General features: G+C 58.2%; 21 protein-coding genes and 1 tRNA gene. 18 read left to right on the top strand and 4 right to left on the bottom strand.

All coding sequences use genetic code 11. From position 1 onward, the window contains the following. From cysN to F0A16_RS08425, 13 genes are all read left to right on the top strand, one after another. Positions 1 to 1,223 (top strand): sulfate adenylyltransferase subunit CysN (gene cysN / locus F0A16_RS08485; protein WP_149434935.1); only part of this gene is annotated, 1,223 nt, incomplete at its 5' end. Positions 1,224 to 1,230: 7 nt separating this feature from the next. Further along, a complete protein-coding gene (locus F0A16_RS08480) occupies positions 1,231 to 1,926 on the top strand; it encodes a sulfotransferase family 2 domain-containing protein (RefSeq protein ID WP_187775947.1) in 696 nt (231 codons plus the stop codon). 135 nt (positions 1,927 to 2,061) lie between these two features. Further along, complete coding sequence (locus F0A16_RS08475) at positions 2,062 to 2,784, top strand: sulfotransferase family 2 domain-containing protein (RefSeq protein WP_149434933.1); 723 nt, start codon at positions 2,062 to 2,064, stop codon at positions 2,782 to 2,784. 47 nt (positions 2,785 to 2,831) lie between these two features. Next, complete coding sequence (locus F0A16_RS08470) at positions 2,832 to 4,013, top strand: hypothetical protein (protein WP_149434932.1); 1,182 nt, start codon at positions 2,832 to 2,834, stop codon at positions 4,011 to 4,013. 4 nt (positions 4,014 to 4,017) lie between these two features. Further along, complete coding sequence (locus F0A16_RS08465; RefSeq protein WP_149434931.1) at positions 4,018 to 5,103, top strand: glycosyltransferase family 4 protein; 1,086 nt, start codon at positions 4,018 to 4,020, stop codon at positions 5,101 to 5,103. Continuing rightward, entirely contained in the window at positions 5,096 to 6,313 is a 1,218-nt protein-coding gene (locus F0A16_RS08460; RefSeq protein WP_149434930.1) for a capsular polysaccharide export protein, LipB/KpsS family, read from the top strand. The genes F0A16_RS08465 and F0A16_RS08460 overlap by 8 nt, the downstream gene beginning before the upstream one ends. Beyond that, entirely contained in the window at positions 6,313 to 7,158 is an 846-nt protein-coding gene (gene kdsA / locus F0A16_RS08455; protein WP_149434929.1) for a 3-deoxy-8-phosphooctulonate synthase, read from the top strand. The genes F0A16_RS08460 and kdsA overlap by 1 nt, the downstream gene beginning before the upstream one ends. A 20-nt stretch (positions 7,159 to 7,178) precedes the next feature. Beyond that, complete coding sequence (locus tag F0A16_RS08450; RefSeq protein ID WP_149434928.1) at positions 7,179 to 7,733, top strand: KdsC family phosphatase; 555 nt, start codon at positions 7,179 to 7,181, stop codon at positions 7,731 to 7,733. A 313-nt stretch (positions 7,734 to 8,046) separates the two neighbouring features. Continuing rightward, entirely contained in the window at positions 8,047 to 8,979 is a 933-nt protein-coding gene (locus tag F0A16_RS08445; RefSeq protein ID WP_149434927.1) for a KpsF/GutQ family sugar-phosphate isomerase, read from the top strand. 37 nt (positions 8,980 to 9,016) lie between these two features. Beyond that, the gene (gene cysC, locus F0A16_RS08440) at positions 9,017 to 9,613 is read left to right on the top strand and encodes an adenylyl-sulfate kinase (RefSeq protein ID WP_149434926.1); all 597 of its coding nucleotides are present in this window, start codon (positions 9,017 to 9,019) and stop codon (positions 9,611 to 9,613) included. A gap of 124 nt (positions 9,614 to 9,737) precedes the next feature. Beyond that, positions 9,738 to 11,099 carry an undecaprenyl-phosphate glucose phosphotransferase gene (locus tag F0A16_RS08435; RefSeq protein ID WP_239023761.1) on the top strand — a complete coding sequence of 454 codons (1,362 nt, stop codon included), beginning with the start codon at positions 9,738 to 9,740 and terminating at the stop codon, positions 11,097 to 11,099. 38 nt (positions 11,100 to 11,137) lie between these two features. After that, positions 11,138 to 13,174 (top strand): acyltransferase family protein, encoded by a 2,037-nt coding sequence (locus tag F0A16_RS08430; RefSeq protein ID WP_149434924.1) that lies wholly within the window; start codon positions 11,138 to 11,140, stop codon positions 13,172 to 13,174. Then, positions 13,171 to 13,374, top strand: a complete 204-nt coding sequence (locus F0A16_RS08425; protein ID WP_149434923.1) for a hypothetical protein — start codon at positions 13,171 to 13,173, stop codon at positions 13,372 to 13,374. Before F0A16_RS08430 ends, F0A16_RS08425 begins: the two co-directional genes overlap by 4 nt. Before the next feature lie 183 nt (positions 13,375 to 13,557). Here F0A16_RS08425 and F0A16_RS08420 read toward each other — a convergent pair whose 3' ends face one another. The 3 genes from F0A16_RS08420 to F0A16_RS08410 all read right to left on the bottom strand — a co-directional run bounded on the left by F0A16_RS08420 (position 13,558) and on the right by F0A16_RS08410 (position 17,207). Continuing rightward, entirely contained in the window at positions 13,558 to 15,930 is a 2,373-nt protein-coding gene (locus tag F0A16_RS08420) for a right-handed parallel beta-helix repeat-containing protein (protein ID WP_149434922.1), read from the bottom strand. 183 nt (positions 15,931 to 16,113) lie between these two features. Next, positions 16,114 to 16,842 carry an LrgB family protein gene (locus tag F0A16_RS08415; RefSeq protein WP_149434921.1) on the bottom strand — a complete coding sequence of 243 codons (729 nt, stop codon included), beginning with the start codon at positions 16,840 to 16,842 and terminating at the stop codon, positions 16,114 to 16,116. Further along, complete coding sequence (locus tag F0A16_RS08410; RefSeq protein ID WP_149434920.1) at positions 16,839 to 17,207, bottom strand: CidA/LrgA family protein; 369 nt, start codon at positions 17,205 to 17,207, stop codon at positions 16,839 to 16,841. The genes F0A16_RS08415 and F0A16_RS08410 overlap by 4 nt, the downstream gene beginning before the upstream one ends. Positions 17,208 to 17,474: 267 nt before the next feature. Here F0A16_RS08410 and F0A16_RS08405 point away from each other — a divergent pair. After that, positions 17,475 to 17,551, top strand: a tRNA-Pro gene (locus F0A16_RS08405). 143 nt (positions 17,552 to 17,694) lie between these two features. Here the strand turns inward: F0A16_RS08405 and F0A16_RS08400 are convergent. Further along, a complete protein-coding gene (locus F0A16_RS08400; RefSeq protein ID WP_149434919.1) occupies positions 17,695 to 19,149 on the bottom strand; it encodes an SLC13 family permease in 1,455 nt (484 codons plus the stop codon). Positions 19,150 to 19,334: 185 nt separating this feature from the next. Here F0A16_RS08400 and cysQ point away from each other — a divergent pair, with 185 nt between their 5' ends. From cysQ to thrS, 4 genes are all read left to right on the top strand, one after another. Then, positions 19,335 to 20,141 (top strand): 3'(2'),5'-bisphosphate nucleotidase CysQ, encoded by an 807-nt coding sequence (cysQ, locus tag F0A16_RS08395; protein ID WP_149434918.1) that lies wholly within the window; start codon positions 19,335 to 19,337, stop codon positions 20,139 to 20,141. 94 nt (positions 20,142 to 20,235) lie between these two features. Then, positions 20,236 to 20,718 (top strand): DUF2489 domain-containing protein, encoded by a 483-nt coding sequence (locus F0A16_RS08390; protein WP_187775946.1) that lies wholly within the window; start codon positions 20,236 to 20,238, stop codon positions 20,716 to 20,718. 393 nt (positions 20,719 to 21,111) lie between these two features. After that, complete coding sequence (locus F0A16_RS08385) at positions 21,112 to 21,993, top strand: OmpA family protein (protein ID WP_149434916.1); 882 nt, start codon at positions 21,112 to 21,114, stop codon at positions 21,991 to 21,993. A gap of 296 nt (positions 21,994 to 22,289) precedes the next feature. Further along, a complete protein-coding gene (gene thrS / locus F0A16_RS08380; RefSeq protein ID WP_149434915.1) occupies positions 22,290 to 24,200 on the top strand; it encodes a threonine--tRNA ligase in 1,911 nt (636 codons plus the stop codon). The last annotated feature ends 18 nt before the right edge of the window (positions 24,201 to 24,218 follow it).

The raw sequence follows: 24,218 nt of genomic DNA, 5'->3' as shown, positions 1-24,218 counted from the left end.
CGACCGGCGACAAGGTCGATCTGGCGCTGCTGGTGGATGGCCTGCAGTCGGAGCGCGAGCAGGGCATCACCATCGATGTCGCCTATCGTTTCTTCTCCACCGACAAGCGCAAGTTCATCATCGCCGATACGCCGGGCCACGAGCAGTACACCCGCAACATGGCGACGGGTGCCTCGACGGCGAGCCTGGCGATCATCCTGATCGATGCCCGTCACGGCGTGCAGGTGCAGACTCGACGCCACAGTTTCATCGCCGACCTGCTGGGCATTCAGCATCTGGTGATCGCGGTCAACAAGATGGATCTGGTCGAGTATTCCCAGGCCCGCTTCGACGAGATCGTCGCCGACTATCGCGAGTTCGCCGAAAAGCTCGACGCCAGGGACATTCGTTTCGTCCCCATGTCGGCACTCGACGGTGACAACGTCGTCAATCGCAGCGAGAAGATGGACTGGTACCAGGTCGACGGCCGGCCCGGCCCGGCGATGCTCGAACTGCTGGAGAGCGTCGAGGTCGCCCATGACTCGAATCTTTCCGATCTGCGCCTGCCGGTGCAGTACGTCAACCGGCCCAATCTCGACTTCCGCGGCTACTGCGGCACGCTCGAAGCCGGCATTCTGCGCCCCGGGCAGGCGGTCAAGGCGCTGCCGTCGGGCAAGCGGTCCAGCGTCGAGCGCATCGTCACCTTCGATGGCGATCTGGAGGAGGCCTATCCCGGCCAGGCGATCACCGTGACGCTGCAAGACGAGATCGACATCTCTCGCGGCGACTGGCTGGTCGCGGCGGACGCCGAGGTCGCACAGTCCAGCGCGCTGGTCGCCGATATCGTCTGGATGCATGACACCGCTCTCGAGCCGGGTCGGCTCTACGACTTCAAGATTGGCGCGCAGGAGATCGCCGGCAAGGTCGCTGCGATCGACTACCAGATCGATGTCAACACGCTCGAGCATCACGCCGCCGAGACGTTAGCGCTCAACGCCATCGGTCGCTGCCAGATCGAGCTGACGGTTAGCGTGCCGCTGGACGACTACCGCAAGAGCCCGGGAACCGGGAGCTTCGTGGTGATCGACCGGCTGACCAATATCACTGTCGGTGCGGGATTGGTGCGCGGGGCGGGGAAAGTTGGAATCACCAGTGCCGACCGCGTTTACACCGAAGCGGAAAAGGCGCTTAACGCCTATGTCCGGGACTTCTACCCAGAGTGGGGATGTCGGAAGATTGGGTGAAAATGATATGGCGAAGATCTCGAAATACCGGATGGTCAGCTCGATGCTTATCCCGATTATTGGACCGGCCAAGAGCGAGAATCTGATTAACCACATCAAGGATCCCTATTCACGCTGGGAAGATCAGTTCCAGTGTATTTTCGTTCACGTGCCAAAGGCGGCCGGTAAGGCTATCTCCCGGTCGCTTCTCGACGCGCCGAACGGTACGGGACACAACAAGCTGCGATGCTACGAGCGCAATCGGCAGAAGTATGACGCCTATCGTAAGGTATCCGTGGTCAGAAACCCATGGGACAGGTTGGTTTCAGCCTTTTTCTATCTGCGTAGCCTCGATGCCCGCTCTAATGGGGGGGCTTTCTTCAGGCGCCATATCGGCAGTGATGTGGAGTTTCAAACGTTCATCCAGCGCTTGGAAAATCCCGACTATCGGCAGACGATTCTGGAGTGGGAGCACTTCACGCCACAGAAGCGTTTTCTTGTACGTCGCGACGGCCAGTTGGGCGTCGATTTCATCGCCCGTTTCGAGTCGCTACCTTCCGATTTCGAGACAATGAAGACGATGATCAACCCTGAGGCCTCCGATCTTGCCAGAGTTAATGCCAGCAAGCGCGATTCTTACGAAAACTATTATGACGAGAGTCTGAAAAGCATCGTTCGGAGTGCTTATGCTGAGGATATTGACGCGTTCGAATACACGTTCTGATCCTCGTCGGTGCCGAATAACCGATTCTCGATGACTATCACTCCGGCTCGATAGAGAATGTTCAGTCGCCAAATACACTTAATGGCGTTGCCGATAGTCCAAAAAGCGTTGCTTTCATAATTTCTGGAGAATGCCATGTTCCAGTACGGCCGAGCCGTTGTTGCGAAAACCGGACTGAAAGGCTACGTGCAACCGATATACCGCAGCATCGTCCCGTTGCTAGTAAGAGATCGGTTGGCAAGAGAGCGGGTAAATCCTTACAGCGATCTGGAAAATATGCACAATGTTATCTTCGTTCATATCCCCAAGAACGCAGGCAACGGCGTGGCGAAATCTCTTTTCGAAATGACTCCGAAAGGTCATAATTATCTCTCGCAATACCTCAGTGCTGATCCGGAGAAATATGCCAGCTCGTTCAAATTTGCGTTCTCTAGAAACGTCTGGAGTCGTTTTTATTCTGCTTATGCCTATCTGAAGAATGGCGGGTTTGGGGTGTATGATCAGGAATTTTTTGAAAAGTACCTGAGGCGCTATTCTGCGTTCGAGGACTTCGTTCATGCGTTAGAAGATGACGCGTTGGCGGCCAAAATTATGAGTTGGACTCACTTTGTCCCACAGTCAAAATTTATTCTTGTCAATGGAATGAATGATCTCGATTTTTTGGGTAGTGTCGAAAATCTTTCGGAAGGAGTCGAAATTATTCAGGAGCGCCTTGGCCTGCCCAAGCGCAATATTACCAGAGTCAACTCCAGCGGTGGTGATGACTATCGTCGCATGTACGATTCGAAAAGTGTCGATATTGTGGCCCGATTATATGCGGAAGATGCTAAACTGTTGGGAAGTGTTTTCGAGAACTGATGTGATGTTTATCCGTCGCCTGTGTTTGTATCAGGTTGGTCGGTAATTTGTCATTATTGGGTCAAGGTGAATATAATTTGGTCATAAATGTTCGGCATGCTTATATTGCCGCTTTCGCAGTATTGGCTATTGCTATCCCAAAGTCTGGCGTTGCAATATCTGGTATACCTTTGAACGGTATTTATCTGCTGATTTGCCTGTCACTACCATTTTTGATTGCGAAATTTCTCGTGAGAGGCATGGCGTCAGGAGGAGGGTATGATGTTTATATGTTTTTACTGCTTCCCTTCTGGATGCTGTTCCTATCAATTACATTGATTAATGGTATTGCCAAGCCGGCAGCTTATGTCGGTTATGTCATGTCTTTGGTCGTTGTTCCACTATTTTTCTATGTCTGGGCCAGCCAGTTGACGCCAGACAGATTGCAATACCTCTTGCGAGCACTCGTAATGTGTATTCGTTTTGCGTCGGCGTTTGGAATATTTTTATTTCTTTATAAAGTCGCCACAGGCCAATATTTCTCTATTCCACTGTTGACGACGACTTTGGGGGCGGACCAAACTCTTGAATCTCGCATGAATGACCGAGGAGGCATCTATAAACTGTTCTCTACCTACAATAATGGCAATATCTATGCTGTCTGCATGATTATGTTGCTGCCAATATATTCGGTCATTGAAAGAAGTCGAAAATGGGTTTTACTGCTAATGTTGACAATCATGTTAACGTTGTCGAGAACAGCTTGGGCGCTTTTGTTGTTATATTGTGTTTTTGAGTATCTCATTTTCAATAAAGCAATATCGGTCAAAAAGTTGATCGTGATCTGTGTTCTATTATGCATTGCTGTGCCAGGAATGATGGCGTTGCTGGGAGTTATGGGAAAAGATGTGACTTTTCTATTTGATTCCAATCTGGGTGGGCGAGCGAGTTATCTTGAATATTTCGTTAACGCGAATTTTATTTCGCATGTGCCGCTCTACTGGTCCTACGAAATCCCCTATGTTTCGGTGGCCGAGTTCGTTGGACTCATCGGGCTACTGCCGTTCTTGATGTTTTTTTCGAATATTGTGATGGCACGAAGCCTGTTTGATATCAATCGACCCGTTAGTCGTGCGGCCTGTATCGGTTGTCTTATGTATGGTGTGGCTACATTTTCGGATGCTGCTCTCATTTTAGTACCGACCTTCATTATATATTCCCTGCTGGTAATGCTCTCCTTCAGCGAGTGAATTCATGAAAATCATGCATGTCTGCGAGACAGTGACCGGCGGCATCGCCACTTATCTGAACAATGTGGTGGCGGAACAGGCGCGACGTCCCGAAGTCGAGGCTGTATCGGTGCTACTGCCCCGCACTCAGCTCGAGGAGATCAACCTGGATGACATCGACGAGCTGGAGGGCAAGATCCACATCGTCGGATTCGAAGGTGATGGCAGGGTTCAGCGACTGAAACACCTTGCCATGCGCCTGCGTGGCGCGGTTTCCAAGGCGCGTCCCGATGTGGTGCATGTCCACAGTACCTTCGCCGGTTTTCTCTGTCGCGCGTTGCCGATCTCTTTCCATGGGGCCAAGTTGATCTACCAGCCTCATGGGGTTGCGTTCGACCCGCATCGCACCTCCGGCCTCAAGAGGCATGGCATCCAGTGGGTGGAGAAAGCGCTGTATCAACGGACCGACGGCGTCGTCGCCATCTCGGAGTACGAACGCACGCTGCTGGAAGAGGCTGGGATGGGGGATAAGACGCTGCTGATCAAGAACTGTGTGCGCGATACCCGGGAAGCAATCGGCGAGGGACGCAAGGAGGATTTCTATCTGTTCATCGGGCGTTTCGATCGTCAGAAAGGGTTCGACAAACTCCACGCGTTCTGGGGCGAAGATCGCCCGCTGCTGAAGATCGTCGGCGGCAATGTCGTCGATTCCGATGCCACGTTCACCGCCCGGGACAACATGGAATTTCTCGGCTGGCAGGACAATACCGCGCTGGACGGACTGATCGCGCGGGCCAAGGCGCTGATCGTCCCCAGTCGCTGGGAGGGATTCGGCCTGGTGGTGTTGGAAGCCTACCGAAACGCCACGCCGGTGATCTGCTCGAACCGCGGTGCGCTGCCCGAACTGGTGAGCCATGGCGATACCGGCTTCGTCTTCGATTTCGACGACTTCCCGGCCTCCTTGTCCACGGCGATGGCCGCTTTCGACCGCTGCGACCGGCAGGCGATGGGGCGGCGCTGCCGTGAGCGCTACGAGCGGGATTTCTCGCCGGTCAGCATGAATACCGAACTCTTGAAACTCTACCAGCATAACGGGCAGTGCTATGTATAGTCAGGTTCTGATCAATATCTCCAACCCCGAGGATTACCGCTTCTTCAAGCGCGTCTTCGCCGCGCCCGGCGCCAGCGGTTGCCGTGTCGAGTTCGTGGCCAACAACCTGATCATGTACGTCTACCTGACGCTCAAGCGCGAGACGGTGTTCATGCCGCGCCGGGGGCGGGGACGTACCTGCCGGGAGAACAACTTCAGTATCCTGACCGGCCGCTTGACCCATGCTCAGGCCGACAGGGTCTACTCCGGTTTCGCGGACTTCATCGAGCGCGAGCAACCCAGGCGCCAATGGGATCTCTATATCCTGCCGAGCGGCCGGCTCGCTTCCCAGTCGGCGCTGGCCGACCACGCCCGGGCCAATGGCATCGACGTGCTCTACACCGGCTACGGCAATATCGGCAACAAGACCTTCGCGGATCCCCAGGGCACCGACATGCAGTCCTATCTGTACGAGCATGTCGAGGTACTGGACGATTACCCGGTCGATCTCGAGGCCTTTCGTCGCTGGAAGCGCGAATACACCGCCGCGCGCATGAAGCGGCACGTGATCGGGCAGGCGCGCAAGCTCGACTTCAAGACGGTGTTCCAGAAGTTCGTCCAGGTCGTGGGATGCCGTCTCGAGGCGATCCTGGGTTATGCCGGCGAGAACGCCTACGGCTTCGACGAGCTGAGGAAGCTCCGCAAGGCGGATGAAGTCGTGCTTGACGAGATGGATTGGGCAACGCCCTACCTGTTCTTTCCGATGCAGGTGAGCACCGACGCCCAGATCATTCTGAACTACCGCAAGAACAGCGTGATCGACGGCCTCAAGGACGCGATCGCGATGGCCAGGGAGAAGGGGCTGCGACTGGTGATCAAGCCCCATCCCGCTGAGATCAACCAGGCCATTCCGTCGATTCTGGCCGGGCTGCGTGCGGAGCACGACTTCCTCATCGTCAACGAGAATACCTTCCAGCTGCTGGATCGGGCCGCCGAGGTGGTGACCATCAACTCCACGGTGGGTCTCGAGGCCAAGCTGCTGGACAAGAAAGTGACGTTTCTGGGCAATACCTTCTACGCGCATTTCAGCGAGCGTCGCCTGGCGGCCTACATCGATCACTATCTGGTGAACGAGGACTACTTTCAGGATACTCCCTTCAGCGAGGCGAACTTCGTTAAGCTTATGGACCGCGCAAGATTGCATTCAATGGATAGAAGTGAGGTGGCTTGATGAAATCCGTATCGGTCGGCGGGCTGGCAGTGGCCAACGACGCGCCTTTCACGCTGTTTGGCGGCATCAACGTGCTGGAAGATCTCGACAGCACCTTGAGGGCCTGCGAGGCCTATGTCGAAGTGACCGGCAAACTGGGCATTCCCTACGTGTTCAAGGCCTCGTTCGACAAGGCCAACCGCTCCTCGATCCACTCCTTCCGCGGTGTCGGCCTCGACGAGGGGATGAAAATCTTCGAGGCGGTCAAACGCGAGTTCAACGTGCCGGTGATCACCGACGTGCACGAGGTAGCGCAGGCGCAGCCCGTCGCCGAGGTCGCCGACGTGATCCAGTTGCCGGCGTTTCTGGCCCGCCAGACGGACCTGGTCGTGGCGATGGCGAGGACCGGCAAGCCGATCAATATCAAGAAGCCGCAGTTCCTGAGTCCGGGGCAGGTCAAGAATATCGTCGACAAGTGCGCCGAAGCGGGCAACGAGCAGGTCATCCTGTGCGAACGCGGTAGCTGCTTCGGTTACGACAATCTGGTCGTCGACATGCTGGGCTTTCGCGAGATGATGAACGTCAGCGACAACGCGCCGGTGATCTTCGACGTGACCCACAGCCTGCAGCGCCGTGATCCGACCAGCGAGGCCTCGGGCGGGCGTCGTCGCCAGGCTCTCGAGCTCGCTCGCGCCGGGATGGCCGTGGGGCTGGGCGGTCTCTTTCTAGAGTCGCACCCCGACCCCGACAACGCGCGCTGCGATGGCCCCAGCGCGTTGCCGCTCGACAAGCTGGAACCGTTCCTGGCCCAGATCAAGGCGGTGGACGATCTGGTCAAGAGCCTGTCCCCAGTCGAGATCGATTGATGGAAAGTCGAGATCGATCGATGCCTCGTCCGGATCTTCGTGACCAGATCGAACTCGTGCTGTTCGATGTCGACGGCGTGCTGACCGATGGCACGCTGTTGATCGGACCAGAGGGCGAAGCGCTCAAGCCATTCAACGTGCGTGACGGCGTTGCGATCGGACTGCTTCGGCAGCACGGCATCAAAAGCGGCGTGCTGTCGGCCAAATCGAGCCAGCCGCTGATGACACGGGCTACCCAGTTGGGCATGGACGTGATCAAGATTGGCTTCAGTCGCAAGCTCGAAGCCATCCAACAGATCGCCGAGGAGCAGGGTATCGCTGCCGACCGTATCGCGTTCGCGGGGGACGATGTCATCGATATCCCGGTGATGCGGGAAGTCGCCGCGGCCTATGCCCCGGCCGATGCCCATCCCTTGGTTCTCGATGCAGCCGACTACGTGACGACAACCGAGGGCGGGCGCGGTGTCGCGCGCGAAATCGCCGAAGACCTGCTCTCGGCGCGCGGCTTCGACCTGGCCGGGATGTACGCGCATATGCTGGGAGATGACGAGGCGCTGCGCCGCATCGTTCAGTAAATCCGGCGGGAGGCCGCCTGCTGCGCCTCCCGCACGCTATCCAAGCGCCGGATTCCCCATCCGGCGCTCTGGGCCACCGCCCGGTCGGTCGGTGGCGTTGCCGAGAGCCGAGCGCTCGATCTCTGAAACCTTCGGGTTGCCGAGGCTCGGCCTCACCACATTCGATCCTATCGATACCTTCATATCACCGATGGCGTGCGTCCGCGCGCTCTCGAATCACGGGCCTCGATGCCGTTGGTGCGGCGTCGTCGGTCCGCCGACGGCAGTCAGCCATTTCGGCCTGGCAGCGACCAGCGTCAGGGAGGAGCACAGCATGAATCTGGAATATCTGGAAACGGCCCGACAGGTCTTCGTCAAGGAAGCCGAATCGCTTCTGGAGGTCTCCCGCAAGCTCGACAACGACCTGAGTGCCGCCATCGATGCCATCCTGCAGACCCCGGGGCGGGTGATCGTCTGCGGCATGGGCAAGTCCGGGATCGTCGGACGCAAGATAGCGGCGACGCTGGCGAGCACCGGCAGCCCGAGCTTTTTCATGCATCCGGGCGAGGCCTACCACGGCGATCTGGGCATGGTGACGCCGCACGACATCTTCCTGGCGATCTCCAATTCGGGGGAAACAGAGGAGGTCGTCAAGCTGATTCCGTATCTCAAGGATAACGGCAATTATCTGGTCGGCATGACCGGTAACCGGAGCTCGACGCTGGCTCGAGCTTCCCACAGCCATCTCGATATCGGTGTCATCGAAGAGGCTTGTCCGCTGCAGCTGGCGCCGACGTCGTCGACCACGGCCACCCTGGCGATGGGGGACGCACTAGCGGTGACGCTGATGAAAGCGCGGGACTTCCAGCCCGAGAACTTTGCCCGGTTCCATCCGGGAGGCTCGCTTGGTCGCCGCTTGTTGAGTCGGGTCGAGCACGAGATGCGCAGCGAGAACCTGCCGGTTGTCAAGGCGGAGTCGGAGGTGCTCGATGTGATCCAGGCGATGTCGCGCGGGCAGTTGGGAATGGCGATCGTCCAGCACAACGGCAGTTGGGGCGTCATCACCGATGGTGACATCCGCCGTGCCATCGAGAAGTACGGCGAATACGTCTTCTCCAGGAAGGCCTACGACTTCATGACGCCACAGGCATCGCGAATTGCTCCGACTGCCCGTGTCGAGGACGCGCTGGTGATGATGGAGTCGAGGAAAATCAACGCATTGCTCGTTTTCGATAACGACCGGCTAGTGGGTGTTTTTAAGAAATAATTCACAAGATTGACGGGATGAACATGAGGTATATCGCATGAATGACAATACCGTTTGGCACGCCCATAAAATCTGTAGAAACCACCGTGAGTTTTTAAATGGTCAACGTTCCTGTTTGTTATGGTTTACCGGGCTTAGCGGGTCAGGAAAGTCGACAATCGCTGGTCTGGTAGAGGAGAGATTACATGAGTTGGGAAAGCTGACCTATCTGCTAGACGGCGACAACGTCCGCAAGGGAATGAATGGTGACCTTGGTTTTTCCGATGCTGATAGGATAGAAAATATTCGGCGTATTGGCGAAATGTCACGATTATTCGTTGACTCCGGTGTGATCACGCTATCGGCTTTTATTTCTCCATTTCGTTCCGAGAGGGCTGCCGTCAGACAACTCATGGAGGAAGGAGACTTTATCGAGGTATTTGTCGATGCCCCGTTGTCAACGTGTGAAAGTCGTGACCCAAAAGGGCTCTATAAGCGTGCAAGAAACGGCGAGATTAGGAATTTTACCGGTATTGACTCTCCTTACGAAACTCCCCATTCACCGGAAATTCGTGTCGTTAACGATGGCAGCGTATCACCACGAGAGGTTACGACTACAGTAGTGGATTATCTGCGAGAAAGACGGTTCATTTAAGCGTGAGTTGTATATCTGGGATGGCGTTCGAGGGGACTCGACAGCAACTGAGAATATCTAGCTCAATGGCAGACTCCAATAGAAGACAGATCAGGGTCACCAGGATGATATCAGGAGAATGAATATGAAAAGTCTGAATCCTGTAAGGCGGCTGGCGCCATTAATTGACGTTATGGCGATCGTGCTGGCGGGTATTCTGGCGAATGAGATTCGGTTCAGGACAGCACAGCTCGATAGCGTCAACGCGCTGGTGCTGATCGTCATGGCGTTGGCGGTAGTGCTGATCAATATTTTCGGTGGGGGCTACAGCAAGTGGCGCTCCACACGGCTGCGCAGCCGGATCTACCGCCTGTTGTGGGTATGGGCAGCGGTGTTCGCGGCGGTGAGTATTTTGATGTTTCTGCTGAAATTATCGGATTCCGTATCTCGGCAATGGCTCGTATTCACCTTCCTGTTGTCGTTCTGTCTGGTGGCGGCATCGCGTGCATTGTTGATGATGCTGGCGATGTACCACAACGGTCGCATCAAGAATCGGCGCAAGGTGTTTCTGGTCGGTCCGGAGGAGAATTTGCTCGACGTAGCGCGCTCGCTGCGTGAACACCAAGACCAGGGGTACGCGATCGCCGGAATTTGTCGAGGACGTGTACTGAGAGCTGAGAAAGCGCCACGCAATCTGGCGCGTCGAGTCGAAAAGTCGGGGGCCGACGAGGTCTGGATCTGTCTGTCGGTCTCCGAGGGTGAGCACGTCAAGGCGATCATGTACAACCTGCGCCATCTTCCGCTGGAAATTCGCTTCATTCCGCATTTCGCCGATATTCCTCTGCTAAACCATCGCGTCAGTCATATTGCCGGAACTCATGCAATCGATCTCAGCGTTAGCCCGATCTCTGGCAGCGCACTGTGGGTGAAACGGCTGGAGGATATTGTCATCGGCGGCCTGATTCTGCTGTTAATCGCCCCGATCTGCGTCGCCTGTGCGCTTGCCGTCAAGATGTCATCGCCTGGTCCGGTGCTGTTCAAGCAGCTACGTACGGGGGCCAATGGGCATGATGTACAGGTCTATAAGTTCCGCTCTATGAAGGTGCACCAGGAGGAGAGCGGTCAGGTTTCCCAGGCGACGCGGCGAGATCCTCGTATCACGCGTGTAGGGGCGTTTCTGCGCCGAACTTCCCTGGATGAGCTGCCGCAATTCCTCAATGTCATCCAGGGACAAATGTCGATCGTCGGTCCTCGTCCGCACGCGCTGGCGCACAACGAGTATTACAAGGATCTAGTCGAGTCTTACATGCAGCGCCACATGGTGAAGCCGGGCATCACCGGCTGGGCGCAGGTCTGCGGATTCCGGGGAGAGACCGATACGCTGGACAAGATGCAGCACCGTGTCGAGCATGATCTCTGGTACATCAACAACTGGTCGTTGCTGCTTGATCTGAAAATTATTTTTCTAACCGTGTTCAAAGGATTTAGCGGGAACAACGCTTACTGAGAACACGTCGGTTACCCTGCATTCGAAGGAGTTGGGCGTTGGCTCAAAAGCAAAGCTATCTCTACGAGATACAAGGACTGCGCGCGGTGGCGGCACTGATGGTGTCCGTCTATCACATCTGGATTCAGAAGGTGTCCGGAGGCGTCGACGTGTTTTTCGTGGTGGCGGCGTTCTTCATCGTCGGTTCGCTGTTGAAGGGGGGGCCACCGAGATTTGGTGCGCTGTTCGACTACTACGGCAAGACGTTGCGGCGTGTCGTGCCCAGTGCCTCGCTGGTGATCATGACGACGATCATTCTGTCGCTCTTTTTCATGCCGGATTCGATGTGGCGTAATCAGATCAAGCATGCGCTGGCATCGACGGTGTTCATGGAGAACTGGGCCCTGGCGTTGACCGCGACGGACTATCTGCAGAAAGGCGCGCCGCCGTCACCGTTTCAGCAGCTCTGGGCGCTGGCGGTACAGGTGCAGTTCTACTTTCTGTTTCCGCTGCTGCTGTGGGCGGCAAGCCTGATCGATCGGCGTCATGGCCCCGATCGTCGTGTCGCGTGCGTTACCATGCTGGTGGTGGTTACCGTGGTGTCGCTCGGTTACAGCATCTATATCACCGCCAGGAATCAGCCGTGGGCCTACTTCGATACCTTCGCCCGAGCCTGGGAGTTCGCCATCGGCGGGCTGCTGGCGTTCGTCGTCACCCGGGTCACGATGTCGAGGGTGGCGGCGAAAGTGCTGGGGTGGGTCTCGTTGATCGTGCTGCTGACGTTCGCGCTGTTTCTCGACGTGTCGAAACTGTTCCCCGGAGTCGTGGCGCTGGTTCCGGTACTGGCCGCGTGCGGCATTATCATCGCCGCACGCAATCGCTGCGATATGAAACTGTTGAACAACCGTTTCGTGGTCTGGTTCGGCGATCTGTCGTTCTCGTTCTACCTCTGGCACTGGCCGCTGCTGGCGGTCTATCGCTATGTCAGCGGTAGCTTCGATGTGGGGCTGGTGCCGGGGATGATGATCATCCTCGGGGCGGGACTGCTCGCTTTCCTGACCACCTGGAGTTTCGAGAACCCCGTACGGCGTTCGGTGTGGCTGTCGCGTCGCAATCTCTATTCCTACGGTGCCTGTGCAATGCTGCTGTTGCTGCCCATCGCGGCGCTTTCGGCCTGGCATCACGACTATCAGGAGCGCAGGGCCGTTGCCAATTCGTCGCTCGACGAGTTCCTCCAGGGACAGGCACCCGATGCCGGGCAGATCTATCCGCCGACGCTCATCGCCAGTATGGATCTGCCGTTATCCTCCTCTGACGGTTGCCATCAGACCCCCGAGAATGCGGCCATCGTCCAGTGCAGCTACGGCGATCGCGACGCTGACAAGACCGTCGTGTTGGCGGGGGGCTCGCATGCTCAGCAGTGGCTGGCGGCGCTGAAGAGAGTCGCCGAGCAGGAGGGGTTCCGGCTGGTGACCCTGACCAAAGGCGGTTGCATGCTGTCGTTGGACGCCGACGCCGACTACATGGTTTATCCCTCCTGCCATGCCTGGAATCGAAAGGTCGTCGAGCGAATCAAGGAGATTCAGCCGGACTTCGTTTTCACCAACGCCACCCGCGGTCAGGGAAGCGACGAAAAGGTACCGTCGGGATATCTGTCATCGTGGCAGGCGCTTGCCGTGGGTGGTGTCAAGGTACTTGCGCTGCGTGACAACCCCTGGTTTGGATTCGACGTACCGGAATGCGCCGACCTTCATGCCGATTCGCCTGAGCGATGCGCCAAGCCGCGGGATGAGCTGCTTAGCAAGCGTTCGCCGACGAAGGCCTATCATCTCGACAATGTCTACTTCGCCGATATCAGTGACATGTTCTGCGACGAGACATTGTGTCGGCCGCTGCAGGACCACGTGCTGCTCTATCGCGACGATCATCACATTACCAACACGTTCTCGGCGCTTGCCGCTCCGCGTATCCGGCAGACACTCGATGCGGCTGAGGCCGCGTTTCGTTCTCGGGCGGCGCAGGGCAGTGTGGTGGGGTATCGATCCGGCGATGCGGCGATCCCCAGCGCGGTGATCATGAAGGAGCGGGATACATGAGCATGACGCGTCGTCAATTCGTGATCGGGAGCCTCGCCGGGGGGCTCGCGTGCTGCCTGCCGGTGTCGTCGTCGCTGGCCCGGGACGCCGAGCGTCAGCCGCTGTCCAGACCAATGCAACCGACTGCCGGGCCGCGGAACGAAGCAGTGGCTGGCGGTATACGGATCGCGGGCGATGCGAGCATCATCGTGCTGACCTGATAAAGCGCCGAACGAATCGGCGAGCGAGATCAAGTGGCGGTTTTCGACCGCATGACCAAGCCAGTGTCACGCGGATTTCGTCGCACCGCCATCGGAGGTATTCCCCTCAGCGCCCATCGATCGATGGGCGCTTTGCGTTCTGCCGTGGGGGCGAGGTGCGTGAGGTGCCGCTCGCCGGCTTCATCAGATGTCTTTGCCGCGCGCCACGCTCAGACCGAAGCGAAGCGTCGCATGACGGGCATTGCTGTCATCGCCAACTGCCGTCATCTCGATGGGGGCGAAATCGAGGCTGCGATTGTTGGTGATGTCAAGCTGCGCGGGGCCGCCGCCCGTGATCTCGTTGAGATTCAGATTGACGAGCAGGCTCTTTGGCGGGATCAGGTTGCGGTTGAGTCGAAAGGCGTGGCCGGGGTGTCGCCCCGATTTTCGTGCATCGCAGACCATGATCGCCGTACGTACACCGGGCACATCGATACGCAGGTCATCGATATCGTAGATGGCAACGCCGGCGTAAGTGCGCAGTTGACTCAATAGCGGGACGACGCCGGCCGGCTGCTCCACCGCCGAGACGATCGACCCGCCTTTCCAGCTACCGTAGGCGTCGCGGTTGGTGCCGAGCGCGATCAGCACGTCGTTGTCCGCGGCCGGCTTGGTGAAGGTGAAACGGCAATCCTGAACGGTCTGGGATTGTGCGTTGCTATGCGCGCGCAGATCCACCACGATGTCGCTATGGTTGATGTTGCGATAGGTGACGTCGGCCCAGGAGTCAACGATGACCGCACCGAATCCCTCGCCTTCATAAAGAAAGGCCCCGGTGTCGAGGGTCACGTCCTGATCGAAGTCGGGATCCTCGAACCCGGCCAGTCGACGAAAGAGTGTCTTGCCGAGCCCGGGGCCGAACTTCGGCTCGGCGAAACGGGCGTGGATGGAGGCGGATTGGGACGTCTGTCGGGCGACGAAGTTCTTGATGACGTTGCCGCGTGTCGCATAGAAGATCGAGATGCCGAAGTTGGCGGCGTTCTCGGCATAGATCCCGTCGAACAGACAGTAGGTGCAGCCTTCCAGGTCGAAAGCGGTGTCGCTGACCTCCTTGGCGCTGCAGCCGAAGACCTTGACGTTGTGGGCATTGTTGAAATAGATCGCGCCATTGGTCCAGCGGCAGTGGACGTCCTGGATGAAGCCGTCACGCAGGCGGCGCATCCACTTCAGTTCGCCGCCTTTGCCGGCGCGGGCCGAGCCGCCCCAGCCGGACACGTTGCAGTAGTCCATGTGTACATGGGAAACGCTGAAGTCGCGAACGAAGTTCAGGCGAACGGCGGTGGCGCGTTTGCTGTCGCCGGGTTTGAAGGTGTAACGACCGGCACTGCCGGATAGATTGCTGACGCGGATACCTTCACTGAGATCATCCGGGGCGTCGGGATTGAAGCCCGCCGTCACCGCGTTGTCGGTGTCCGGATCCTCGCCTTTGATCGAGTAGCGATCGTTGAGCTCCAGTTCGTGGAATATCTTGAGTCCCCCACAGCGCAAATGATGGATGTCGTTGTAGGTGACATCCCTGACACAGACGAGCGCGACTGCGCCGCGCGCGAAGTCGGTGGCTTCGATGGTGAGGCCGCTCAAGTGAATGCCGTGACTGAAGGCCGCGTCCAGCTCGCCGGTTGGGCGGCCATTGGCCCAGGCGTCGATCACATGGGGTTCGCGTAACCAGAACAGCCCGTCGTGGAATCCCGTAGCGGCATAATCGCTGACGAGTCGGCTGTTGGCGTGGGCTCCATCACCGACGATCCGGGTGCCGGAGCACAGCGTGATGCGCCGGTTGCCCAAATAGAGGCCCGCATCACCGGGCAGATCGGGGAGATATTTGGTGCGGTACGGCGTCTTGTCGAGCGTCTCCTGGAACCACCGGGACTCGTCGCTACCTTTGCCATTCGTGCCATCGGTCAGGCGATAGTCCGCGCGAAAGCCCACCTTGAGCAGATTGATGTCGTAGCTTCGCTGAACATAGGCCGAGCCGTCCTTCGCCCATAACGTGAGCACGTGGAAGTCGTCGCGTACAGGATGTGGCGCTGGTACCCAGGCCATGTCGCCGGCGTTGTCCGGCGAATCCTGCGCTTCGCTACGTTGCAATTCGATATTCAGCTCGTAGGGAAGGTCGTGGTAGAAGCTGCGACAGATGAGTCTGCAGCCATCGGGAACGCGTTCGCCAGGCCATTCTCTCAGAGCCTCGACGGAATCGAGCACGATCAGGCGCTGGTCGAGGGCGCCGCTCAGGGTCTGAATGCCGGAAGCGGACATCACGGCGGTCTGATCGAAAAACTGCGTGTTCAGGCGTTGGCGAGAATCCTGGCTGGCAACCTCGATGGAGTAGCGGCCGTTGGGGGCGGCGAACTGAATCTGGCCCTGCGGGCCGGCGCGAAACGGATTGTCCAGTGGGTTGCCGTTGGCATCCTCGAGGTTGGAGGCGACGTTCTCTTCGCCCAGACGATGTACGCTCACTTCGGCATCGGGGATGACCTTGCCGTCCGCGCTTTGAGCGAAGAACGTTTTGACTTCCATGTGTCACTCTCCGTGAAGCAGGACGTTTAGCCTCGATTATCCGGGCATTGGCGCTTGAACTCCTTAGCGAGTTGTTGTCGTTTTGTTGAGTTGTTGTCGTCTTGCCAAAAGCGCCGCGGCCAGCGGTGATCAATCGACCCGACCGACATGCAAATGCCGTGAATGACGAAGGTGGCTGGCGGGTCAGAGACCGAACAGATGCACGATGGGGGGCAGCAGGAATGCGGTGGTCAATCCCGATAGCCCCATCGCCAGACCGGAGAAAGCGCCGGCAACCGCGCCGATCGAGGCAAAGCAATAGGCCGTGCCGAAGCCGTGGGCCGCTAGACCCATTGAGTATCCCTGGACGGTAGGGTCGGTAATCCGGGTCATACGAAAGATCCAGGGGCCGACGATGCAGCCGACGACGCCAGTGATGAGGACGAGCCCTGCGGTCAGCGATGGGATGCCTCCCAGTTTCTCGGCGATGCCCATGGCAATCGGCGACGTCACCGATTTCGGCGCCAGCGAGAGTACCGTTTCGGTGTTGGCGCCCAAGGCCGTGGCGATCCCCACGGCGGAGACCACCGCCGTGGCGACACCGGAAAGCGTGCCGATGACGATAGGCCAGAGCATGCGGCGCACCCGCTCCCGATGATCGTAGAGCGGAATGGCCAGTGCCACGGTAGCCGGCCCCAGCAGGAAATGCAGAAACTGGGCACCCTGGAAATAGGTTGGATAGTCCGTGCCGGTCAGCAACAGAAAGCCGATCAGCAGCGCGATGGTGACGATGACGGGATGGAGCAGTGGGGTTCCGCCTGCCCAGCGGTTGATGACCGTGGCGACAATGAATGCCAGCAGCGTGGCAGACAGATGCAGCAGGGGGCTGGCGGAGAGATAGACCCAGATCTGCTCGAGCCGGAGATCGTTCATGCTTCTCTCTCCTTGGCCGCCCGGCCCCTTTGGGCGGCGCGTTGAAGGATCTGGCTGGTCACGAGAATCGTCACCGAGGTTGAGACGAGCAATGTGGCGGTCAGAATCCCTATTTCCTGGCGAATCAGGCCGAAATGCTGGATCAAGCCGACGCCGGCAGGGACGAAGAGTAGCGTCAGGTACTTGAGCAGCCCCTCGCCCATCGTCCTCAGGCTGGTGGGAACGCTGCCTCGGATCAACAGGCCGATCAACAGAATCAACATGCCAAGGACCGGCCCGGGCACGGGCAGGGACAGAGCCCGGCTGATGACTTCCCCCAGGAACTGGCAGCCGAGCAGTATGCACATACCGATAATCAACGACATGACGCCACCTTGTTAGACTTTGGTCTCGATATCGGCAAATTGTACCCATGGCTCGCCGTGGAGACGAGGCTTGCGCTCACCGGTATCGTCTCGGCCAGGCTCGTATCCCTGACGACTCGACGGACTTCTTGCCTCGCCTGCTTACGGTCGGGGAGGCTTTCGCAACCGATTGAAAAAAAAGCCTTAAGAAGCGCTTTTCATTTGTTGGACCGCAAGGTAGTATACGCAGCGTTTCGCAGGGACCACCGCAGGTGGCCCGATTGAAATCGGAGCGTGGCGCAGCTTGGTAGCGCGCTGCAATGGGGTTGCAGAGGTCGCAGGTTCGAATCCTGTCGCTCCGACCAGATACGAGAAAAAGGCCGCCGGACGTTGTCCGGCGGCCTTTTTTTCGTCACCTCGGTTTTTTTCGTCACCTCGGTTTTTTGAGGGGCCGGCATCGGAATGGATCCTTGATGCCGGCTTCGGTTCATATCGGCTTTGGTGCTCCCTACAGCCAGAAAAGTTCGATCAACCCCAGACAGATCAGCGTCACCACCACGGTTCCCGCGACATTCAGGAAGAAGCCGGCACGGATCATCGACTGGATCGTCATTTGGCCCGTGGCAAAAACGATAGCGTTGGGCGGCGTGGCTACCGGCATCATGAAAGCACAGCTGGCTGCGATGGCGGCCGGCACGGTAATCAGCAGTGGATCGACTCCCAGCGATACCGCCAGGGCGCCGAGTAGTGGCAGGAAGGCTGCGGCCGTGGCCGTGTTCGACGTCAGTTCGGTAAGGAAGATGATTACCAGCACGATCACGCCGATCAGAAGGAGAAGCGGCAAAGTACCGAAGACGGTGAGTTGGCTGGCGATCCAGTCCGCCAGACCGGAACTGCTGATCGTGCTAGCCAGAGCAAGCCCTCCGCCGAACAGCAGCAGAATGCCCCACGGGAGATCCCTGGCGTCCTCCCACAGCAACAGCGGACGATGTCGCTCGCTGCCGCTCGGGATCAGGAACAGTCCGACGCCGGCCAGCACTGCGACCGAGGTGTCCGAGAGCCACTCGACGCCCCAGTCGTTGAGCAGCGGTCGCGTGATCCAGGCTAGAGCGGCCAGTAGAAAGACGACACCGACGCGTTTCTCCGCCGGCTTCATCCCGCCAAGCTTGGTCAGTTCGTCGCCGATGATGTCGCCGTTGTTATTGTCGAGCTCGAGCTTGAAACCGCCACGGGTCAGCCACCACCAAGCCACGGCCATCATGGCCACGCTGATCGGAAGGCCGATCACCATCCATTGCGCGAATCCCAGTTCGATATCCTGCTCGCTGGAAAGATAGCCCGCGAGTATGGCGTTAGGCGGCGTGCCGATGAGCGTCGCGACGCCGCCAATGCTGGCGGAGTAGGCGATGGCTAGCAGCAGGGCGGTGGCATAACGTTTTACTTCATCCGATTCCGCCTCGGCGAAGAGGGATATTACCGACATACCGATGGGCAGCATCATGATGGCGGTCGCCGTATTGGAGACCCACATGCTGATGAAACCCGTTGCCAGCATGAATCCGGCGATCTGTTGCTTGGGTTTCTGGCCAACGACGTTCAGAATGCGCAACGCAATTCGGCGGTGGAGATTCCAGCGCTGCATGGCGATTCCCAGTAGAAAACCGCCAAGGAACAGAAAGATGGTGGGGTTGGCGTAGCTGGCGGCTGTTCCCTTGAGATCGGTGATGCCGAGTGCGGGAGCCAGCGGAATGGGTAGTAGCGAGGTTGCTGGAATCGGAATGGCTTCGGTTGCCCACCAGGTCGCCAACAGCAGTGCCAGTCCCACGCAATGCCACGCTGCCGGTTCCATGCCGGCGGGGGCTGGCAGGATCTGTGTCGCGACGACCCAGACCGGGCCGAGAATGAGACCAGCACGCGCGGCCGTCGAAGGCGTTTCGGATGCTGGGTCGGGTGCTGCCGTCATCGGGTGAATTCCTTTTCTGGAGGCGAGGTAGGTGCCATTCTACTTAAGATGTAGATAACTCTGAGACCGCCTGATCTTAGTCTTTAGTCTAGATCGATGACGCGTGATAATGACTCTCCGCTTTGGCAACGACGATCGGGCGCTCCGGATCGCCAATCGACTTCCTTCATCAGAAGAGCCGACTCATGAATGTATCGCTGCAATCTTTGATCGCTCCTCTCGTTGCCTTGTCCCGGGAAGCCGGGGCCGCCATCGAGGTTATCGGGCATGGTGCTCTCGATACGCAGCAGAAGGTGGATGACAGCCCGGTCACGGCCGCGGACCTGGCCGCTCATCGGGTCCTCGTTCGGGGGCTGGCGTCGATTGGTTCTCGCGACTGGCCTATCCTTTCCGAGGAGTCGGCTTCCATTCCGTGGTCGGAACGTCGGCTGTGGTCGACCTACTGGCTGGTCGATCCGTTGGATGGTACCAAGGAGTTCATTCGGGGCTCGGATCAATACACCGTCAATGTGGCCCTGATCGACCGAAATCTTCCCGTTCTGGGGGTGATCGAGAAGCCTCGCACTGGCGAGGTATGGATCGGGGAGCCGGCCCGGGGAGCCTGGTACCAGTCGAGTGGCGATGGGGACTGGGAGGCTCTGCAAGTCCGCTCTCATAGGCCTTTGCGTATCGTCGTCAGCCGATTTCATCGAGGTGCGACCACTCGCCGTCTGATCGAGTCTCTGGGCGATGTCGAGGTCGAGGAGTTAGGCAGTTCGCTCAAATGCTGCCGGGTAGCGGAAGGTCTTGCCGATCTCTATCCTAGGTTCGGCCCAACCAGCGAATGGGACACTGCCGCGGCGCAGGCTGTTCTGGAGGGCGCTGGCGGGCATCTCGTCGACTGCGAGTCCTGGAAAGCGTTGCGTTACAATACCGGTGACAGCTTGCTGAATCCCGCCTTCGTGGCCTGCGCCTCCTTGAGCGGTGCGTGGCGGGATGTCTGGACGGACTGATTTGCAACCCTGGGGTGCCGCCACGGCAGCGTCGTGGAGTCGACGTCCCGGAAACCTCCATGGCAAATATCATCAGAAGGCGGCTTTCACTCTTATGTCATTGTCTGTTGCGGTGGTGCTCTCGCTCCTGGCCATTCTCGTCATCGTTGCGCTTTCCATTTACGCTTGGCGACTTTGGCGTGAGGTCGAGCGGCGAAAAGCGTTCCGGGAGGACGAGGTCGCGCGTGCCAATCAAAATTGCATAGAGAGCCTGCATGCCTTGTCGCAGGCCATGCTCGAGCGTCAGGTGGACATGGTGGAGGGGGCGCTACGCTGTAAAGTGCTGCTCGATATTATCGACTATCGCTTGACGGAGCAGGATACTTGGAAAGTGTTTCGCGAGGTTCAGGCCGAAGCCGGGCATCTGCATACGCATCAGGCTCGTCGCGAACTTTCGCCGAGAGAGCGCTATCGAGAGGATAGAGAACGTGAAGCCATTGCGGGCAGGTACGAGCGCAGTCTGTACCTTGCGGCAGCAGCACTACAGGCTTTCTGCCTCGAGCGGGGGGAGTGCGGGGGTTCTCGCGTCGCACACTGAAGGCGGGGCCTTCCGTCACCAATACCTGTCATGCGGTTTCGGCGCGAAGTGACAGAAGCGTGCAGTGCCTCCTTCATGCGAAAGGATAGGGATTAAAAAGCGAAGTTTTCGCTAATCCACTTTGCCAATCTGGGAAATGATGCTAAAAAAGAACAGTGTTTCCCGACACGGGTTTGCATCTCGGGCTGGAATCGATAATGCTGTTACGGAGCTGCAAAGAAAAGGGACAATGGGAACATTGGCCGCTGCTCAAGTCGACGTGAATGACGGTCGCCGAGAGATTTCTTTGTCGTTAGGGAAGGAACACCTTTCTCTTGACGAATTCGGCTTCTATACTCGAAGCCGCTGGGTAACGCCCGTTACGACTAGCGCTGTGTTAAGAAGGAGTCTTACATGAAAAAATCAACGACTGGCCTGCTACTGGGTTCCGCTCTGGTAGTCGGTCTCTCTGGTTGTGCCAGTTCCGGTATGGAATCCACTGGTAGCTCGTCAGACCAGGCTTGGTATCAGTCCCCGTTTGTCTGCGGTATTGCCGGCGGCTTGGTCGGTGGCGGGATTGGTTACGCGACAAGCGGCGATTCCAACGAAGATAGCGCTTCTGCGATCGGTGGCGTTGCTGGCGCAACGGCCGGCGCGCTGCTTTGTGCCGACTATTCTTCCAACGTCATGGATAGCGATGGCGACGGTGTGCCAGATGACCGGGATCAGTGCCCGAACACACCGGCTGGCGTAGCAGTCGATGCCGTTGGCTGCCCGCTCGACACCGACGGTGACGGTGTGCCGGACTATATGGACCAGTGCCCGGGAACGCCGGCTGGCGTCGAAGTCAACGCCCAGGGTTGCCCGCTGGATTCCGATGGTGACGGCGTGCCGGACTATCAGGACCAGTGCCCGAACACACCGGCCGGTGCAGAAGTCAACTCTCTGGGCTGCCAGGAAGATCTCGTTCTGCGTGACGTCAACTTCGAGTTCGACTCGGCCAAGTTGACTTCCAGTGCCGAAGAGATTCTGGACGGTATCTCCGAGAAGCTGATGGCCAACGACAAGCTGCGCATTCGCCTTGAAGGCCACACCGACTCTGTCGGTCCCGCGGCCTACAACAAGGAGCTGTCACAGCGTCGTGCCGACTCCGTGAAGTCTTATCTGGTCAACAAAGGCTTCTCCGCCGATAACATCACCACTATCGGTTACGGTGAAGAGCAGCCGATCGCCAGCAACGATACCGCTGAAGGTCGTGCTCAGAACCGTCGCGTCGAGTTGGGTGAGTGGGAGTAAGTTTCATCCCGACACGCTGTTGACGTGAATATGAGGGCGCCTTCGGGCGCCCTCATTGTTTGCACGCTTCAAAAACTGCCGCTCCGGGGAGCTCTCGGCGCCTGCGGATGGTAAAGAGACCTGCTCGCTGATAGTCTACCTCTCCCCATGACCGCCTACAGGCGGTGTGAAGCCACGCTCCTCGCGTATCGGTCGGCTTGCCCGTATGCAAGTCTGTCGCAAGAGGGGCGCTCTGTTGATCGAGCGAGTTCATGTGGTCTTTGGTGTGGACCACCACTGAGCGTAAGGATGTTTTGATGCCCATTGTGACACTGCCCGATGGCAGTCAAAGAACTTTTGAAGAACCCGTTACCGTGATGCAACTGGCCGAATCCATTGGTTCGGGACTGGCCAAAGCATGCATTGCGGGAAAGATCGATGGCATTGAAGTCGACGCTGCCGACGTCATCGACCGTGACGCCGAGGTGGCGATTCTGACCGCCCGCGATGAAGAGGGGCTGTCGATCATTCGTCACTCGTGCGCCCACCTGCTGGGGCATGCGGTCAAACAGTTGTATCCGGATGCCAAGATGGCTATCGGTCCGGTGATCGATGACGGTTTCTATTATGATATCGATTTCGCGGCGTCGCTCTCCTCTGAGGATCTGGAGGCCATCGAGGCTCGGATGAAGGTGCTCATCGAGCAGGAGTACGATGTCGTCCGGGAGTATGTCGATCGCTCTGAAGCGTTGTCGGTCTTTGTTTCGAGAGACGAGCCGTACAAGCAGGAGATCGTCGAGGGCATTCCTGAACAAGAGACGATTCGTCTCTATCACCATCAGGAATATATCGATATGTGTCGCGGTCCCCACGTGCCGAACACTCGCCATCTCAAAGCGTTCAAGCTGACCAAGTTGGCTGGAGCCTATTGGCGTGGCGATGCATCGAAGCCCATGTTGACGAGAATCTACGGCACGGCCTGGGGCGACAAAAAGGCGCTAAAGGCCTATCTGACGCGCCTGGAAGAAGCAGAGAAGCGCGATCACCGCAAGCTGGCTCGGCGCTTCGACTTCTTCCACATGCAGGAGGAGGCGCCAGGTATGGTCTTCTGGCACCCTCGTGGCTGGACGCTATGGCAGGTCGTCGAGCAGTACATGCGAGGGGTCTACAAGCGCAGCGGATATCAAGAAATCAAGTGTCCCCAGATCATGGACGTGTCGCTGTGGAAGAAGTCGGGCCACTGGGACAACTATGCCGATAACATGTTCTTTACCGAGTCGGAAAAGCGCGAGTACGCACTCAAGCCGATGAATTGCCCGGGGCATGTCCAGGTTTTCAATTCAGGCTTGCGCAGCTACCGTGAGTTGCCGATTCGCTATGGCGAGTTCGGTGGGTGCCATCGGAACGAGCCTTCGGGGGCCTTACACGGTATCATGCGGGTTCGGGCATTCACCCAGGATGACGGTCATGTTTTTTGTACCGAGGGGCAGATCGAGTCCGAGGTGACGGCGTTCCATCGGCAGGCGCTCGAGGTCTACGGCGACTTCGGCTTCGAGGATATCGCCGTCAAGATCGCGCTGCGGCCCGACAAGCGTCTCGGAAGCGACGAGACGTGGGATCGTGCGGAGGATGCGCTCCGTGCGGCGCTGGGTAACTGCGACGTGGAGTGGCAGGAGTTGCCTGGCGAAGGGGCATTCTACGGTCCGAAGATCGAATACCACATGAAGGACTGCCTGGGGCGTGAGTGGCAGGTCGGGACCATGCAGGTTGATTTCATGATGCCCAGTCGTCTCGGGGCTCAGTATGTCGCCGAAGATGGCTCGCGTCAGGTGCCTGTCATGTTGCATCGTGCCATCGTCGGTTCGATGGAGCGTTTTGTCGGTATTTTGATCGAACATTATGCCGGAGCCTTGCCTTTGTGGCTGTCTCCGGTCCAGGCTGTCGTGCTCAATATCACGGATGCTCAGCGTGATTACGCCGAAAACCTTGCTAAGCGCTTGCGTGAAGCAGGTTTCCGCGTCGAGTCGGACTTGAGGAATGAGAAGATCGGCTTTAAAATCCGCGAGCATACGCTGCAGAAGATTCCTTATCTGCTGGTTGTTGGCGATAAGGAAGTCGAATCGGGTGCCGTTGCAGTGCGTACTCGGTCCGGTGAGGATCTGGGGTCGCTACCTGTCGATGCGCTATTGGCGCAGCTTCAGCGAGACGACCGGCCGGATGGGCACTGAGCAGCAACGTTAATCGCC

This window comes from Salinicola corii, assembly GCF_008298015.1.
GTDB classification, from domain to species: Bacteria; Pseudomonadota; Gammaproteobacteria; order Pseudomonadales; family Halomonadaceae; genus Salinicola; species Salinicola corii.
This window is presented reverse-complemented; position numbering and strand designations above follow the sequence as displayed.

What these genes read in the sequence shown, in the direction of transcription:
- F0A16_RS08480 (WP_187775947.1), top strand. Translation starts at nt 1,231, where the DNA reads ATGGCGAAGATCTCGAAATACCGGATGGTCAGCTCGATGCTTATCCCG.
- F0A16_RS08475 (WP_149434933.1), top strand. Translation starts at nt 2,062, where the DNA reads ATGTTCCAGTACGGCCGAGCCGTTGTTGCGAAAACCGGACTGAAAGGC.
- F0A16_RS08465 (WP_149434931.1), top strand. Translation starts at nt 4,018, where the DNA reads ATGAAAATCATGCATGTCTGCGAGACAGTGACCGGCGGCATCGCCACT.
- F0A16_RS08460 (WP_149434930.1), top strand. Translation starts at nt 5,096, where the DNA reads ATGTATAGTCAGGTTCTGATCAATATCTCCAACCCCGAGGATTACCGC.
- kdsA (WP_149434929.1), top strand. Translation starts at nt 6,313, where the DNA reads ATGAAATCCGTATCGGTCGGCGGGCTGGCAGTGGCCAACGACGCGCCT.
- F0A16_RS08450 (WP_149434928.1), top strand. Translation starts at nt 7,179, where the DNA reads ATGCCTCGTCCGGATCTTCGTGACCAGATCGAACTCGTGCTGTTCGAT.
- F0A16_RS08445 (WP_149434927.1), top strand. Translation starts at nt 8,047, where the DNA reads ATGAATCTGGAATATCTGGAAACGGCCCGACAGGTCTTCGTCAAGGAA.
- cysC (WP_149434926.1), top strand. Translation starts at nt 9,017, where the DNA reads ATGAATGACAATACCGTTTGGCACGCCCATAAAATCTGTAGAAACCAC.
- F0A16_RS08435 (WP_239023761.1), top strand. Translation starts at nt 9,738, where the DNA reads ATGAAAAGTCTGAATCCTGTAAGGCGGCTGGCGCCATTAATTGACGTT.
- F0A16_RS08425 (WP_149434923.1), top strand. Translation starts at nt 13,171, where the DNA reads ATGAGCATGACGCGTCGTCAATTCGTGATCGGGAGCCTCGCCGGGGGG.
- F0A16_RS08420 (WP_149434922.1), bottom strand. Translation starts at nt 15,930, where the DNA reads ATGGAAGTCAAAACGTTCTTCGCTCAAAGCGCGGACGGCAAGGTCATC.
- F0A16_RS08415 (WP_149434921.1), bottom strand. Translation starts at nt 16,842, where the DNA reads ATGAACGATCTCCGGCTCGAGCAGATCTGGGTCTATCTCTCCGCCAGC.
- F0A16_RS08410 (WP_149434920.1), bottom strand. Translation starts at nt 17,207, where the DNA reads ATGTCGTTGATTATCGGTATGTGCATACTGCTCGGCTGCCAGTTCCTG.
- F0A16_RS08400 (WP_149434919.1), bottom strand. Translation starts at nt 19,149, where the DNA reads ATGACGGCAGCACCCGACCCAGCATCCGAAACGCCTTCGACGGCCGCG.
- cysQ (WP_149434918.1), top strand. Translation starts at nt 19,335, where the DNA reads ATGAATGTATCGCTGCAATCTTTGATCGCTCCTCTCGTTGCCTTGTCC.
- F0A16_RS08390 (WP_187775946.1), top strand. Translation starts at nt 20,236, where the DNA reads ATGTCATTGTCTGTTGCGGTGGTGCTCTCGCTCCTGGCCATTCTCGTC.
- F0A16_RS08385 (WP_149434916.1), top strand. Translation starts at nt 21,112, where the DNA reads ATGAAAAAATCAACGACTGGCCTGCTACTGGGTTCCGCTCTGGTAGTC.
- thrS (WP_149434915.1), top strand. Translation starts at nt 22,290, where the DNA reads ATGCCCATTGTGACACTGCCCGATGGCAGTCAAAGAACTTTTGAAGAA.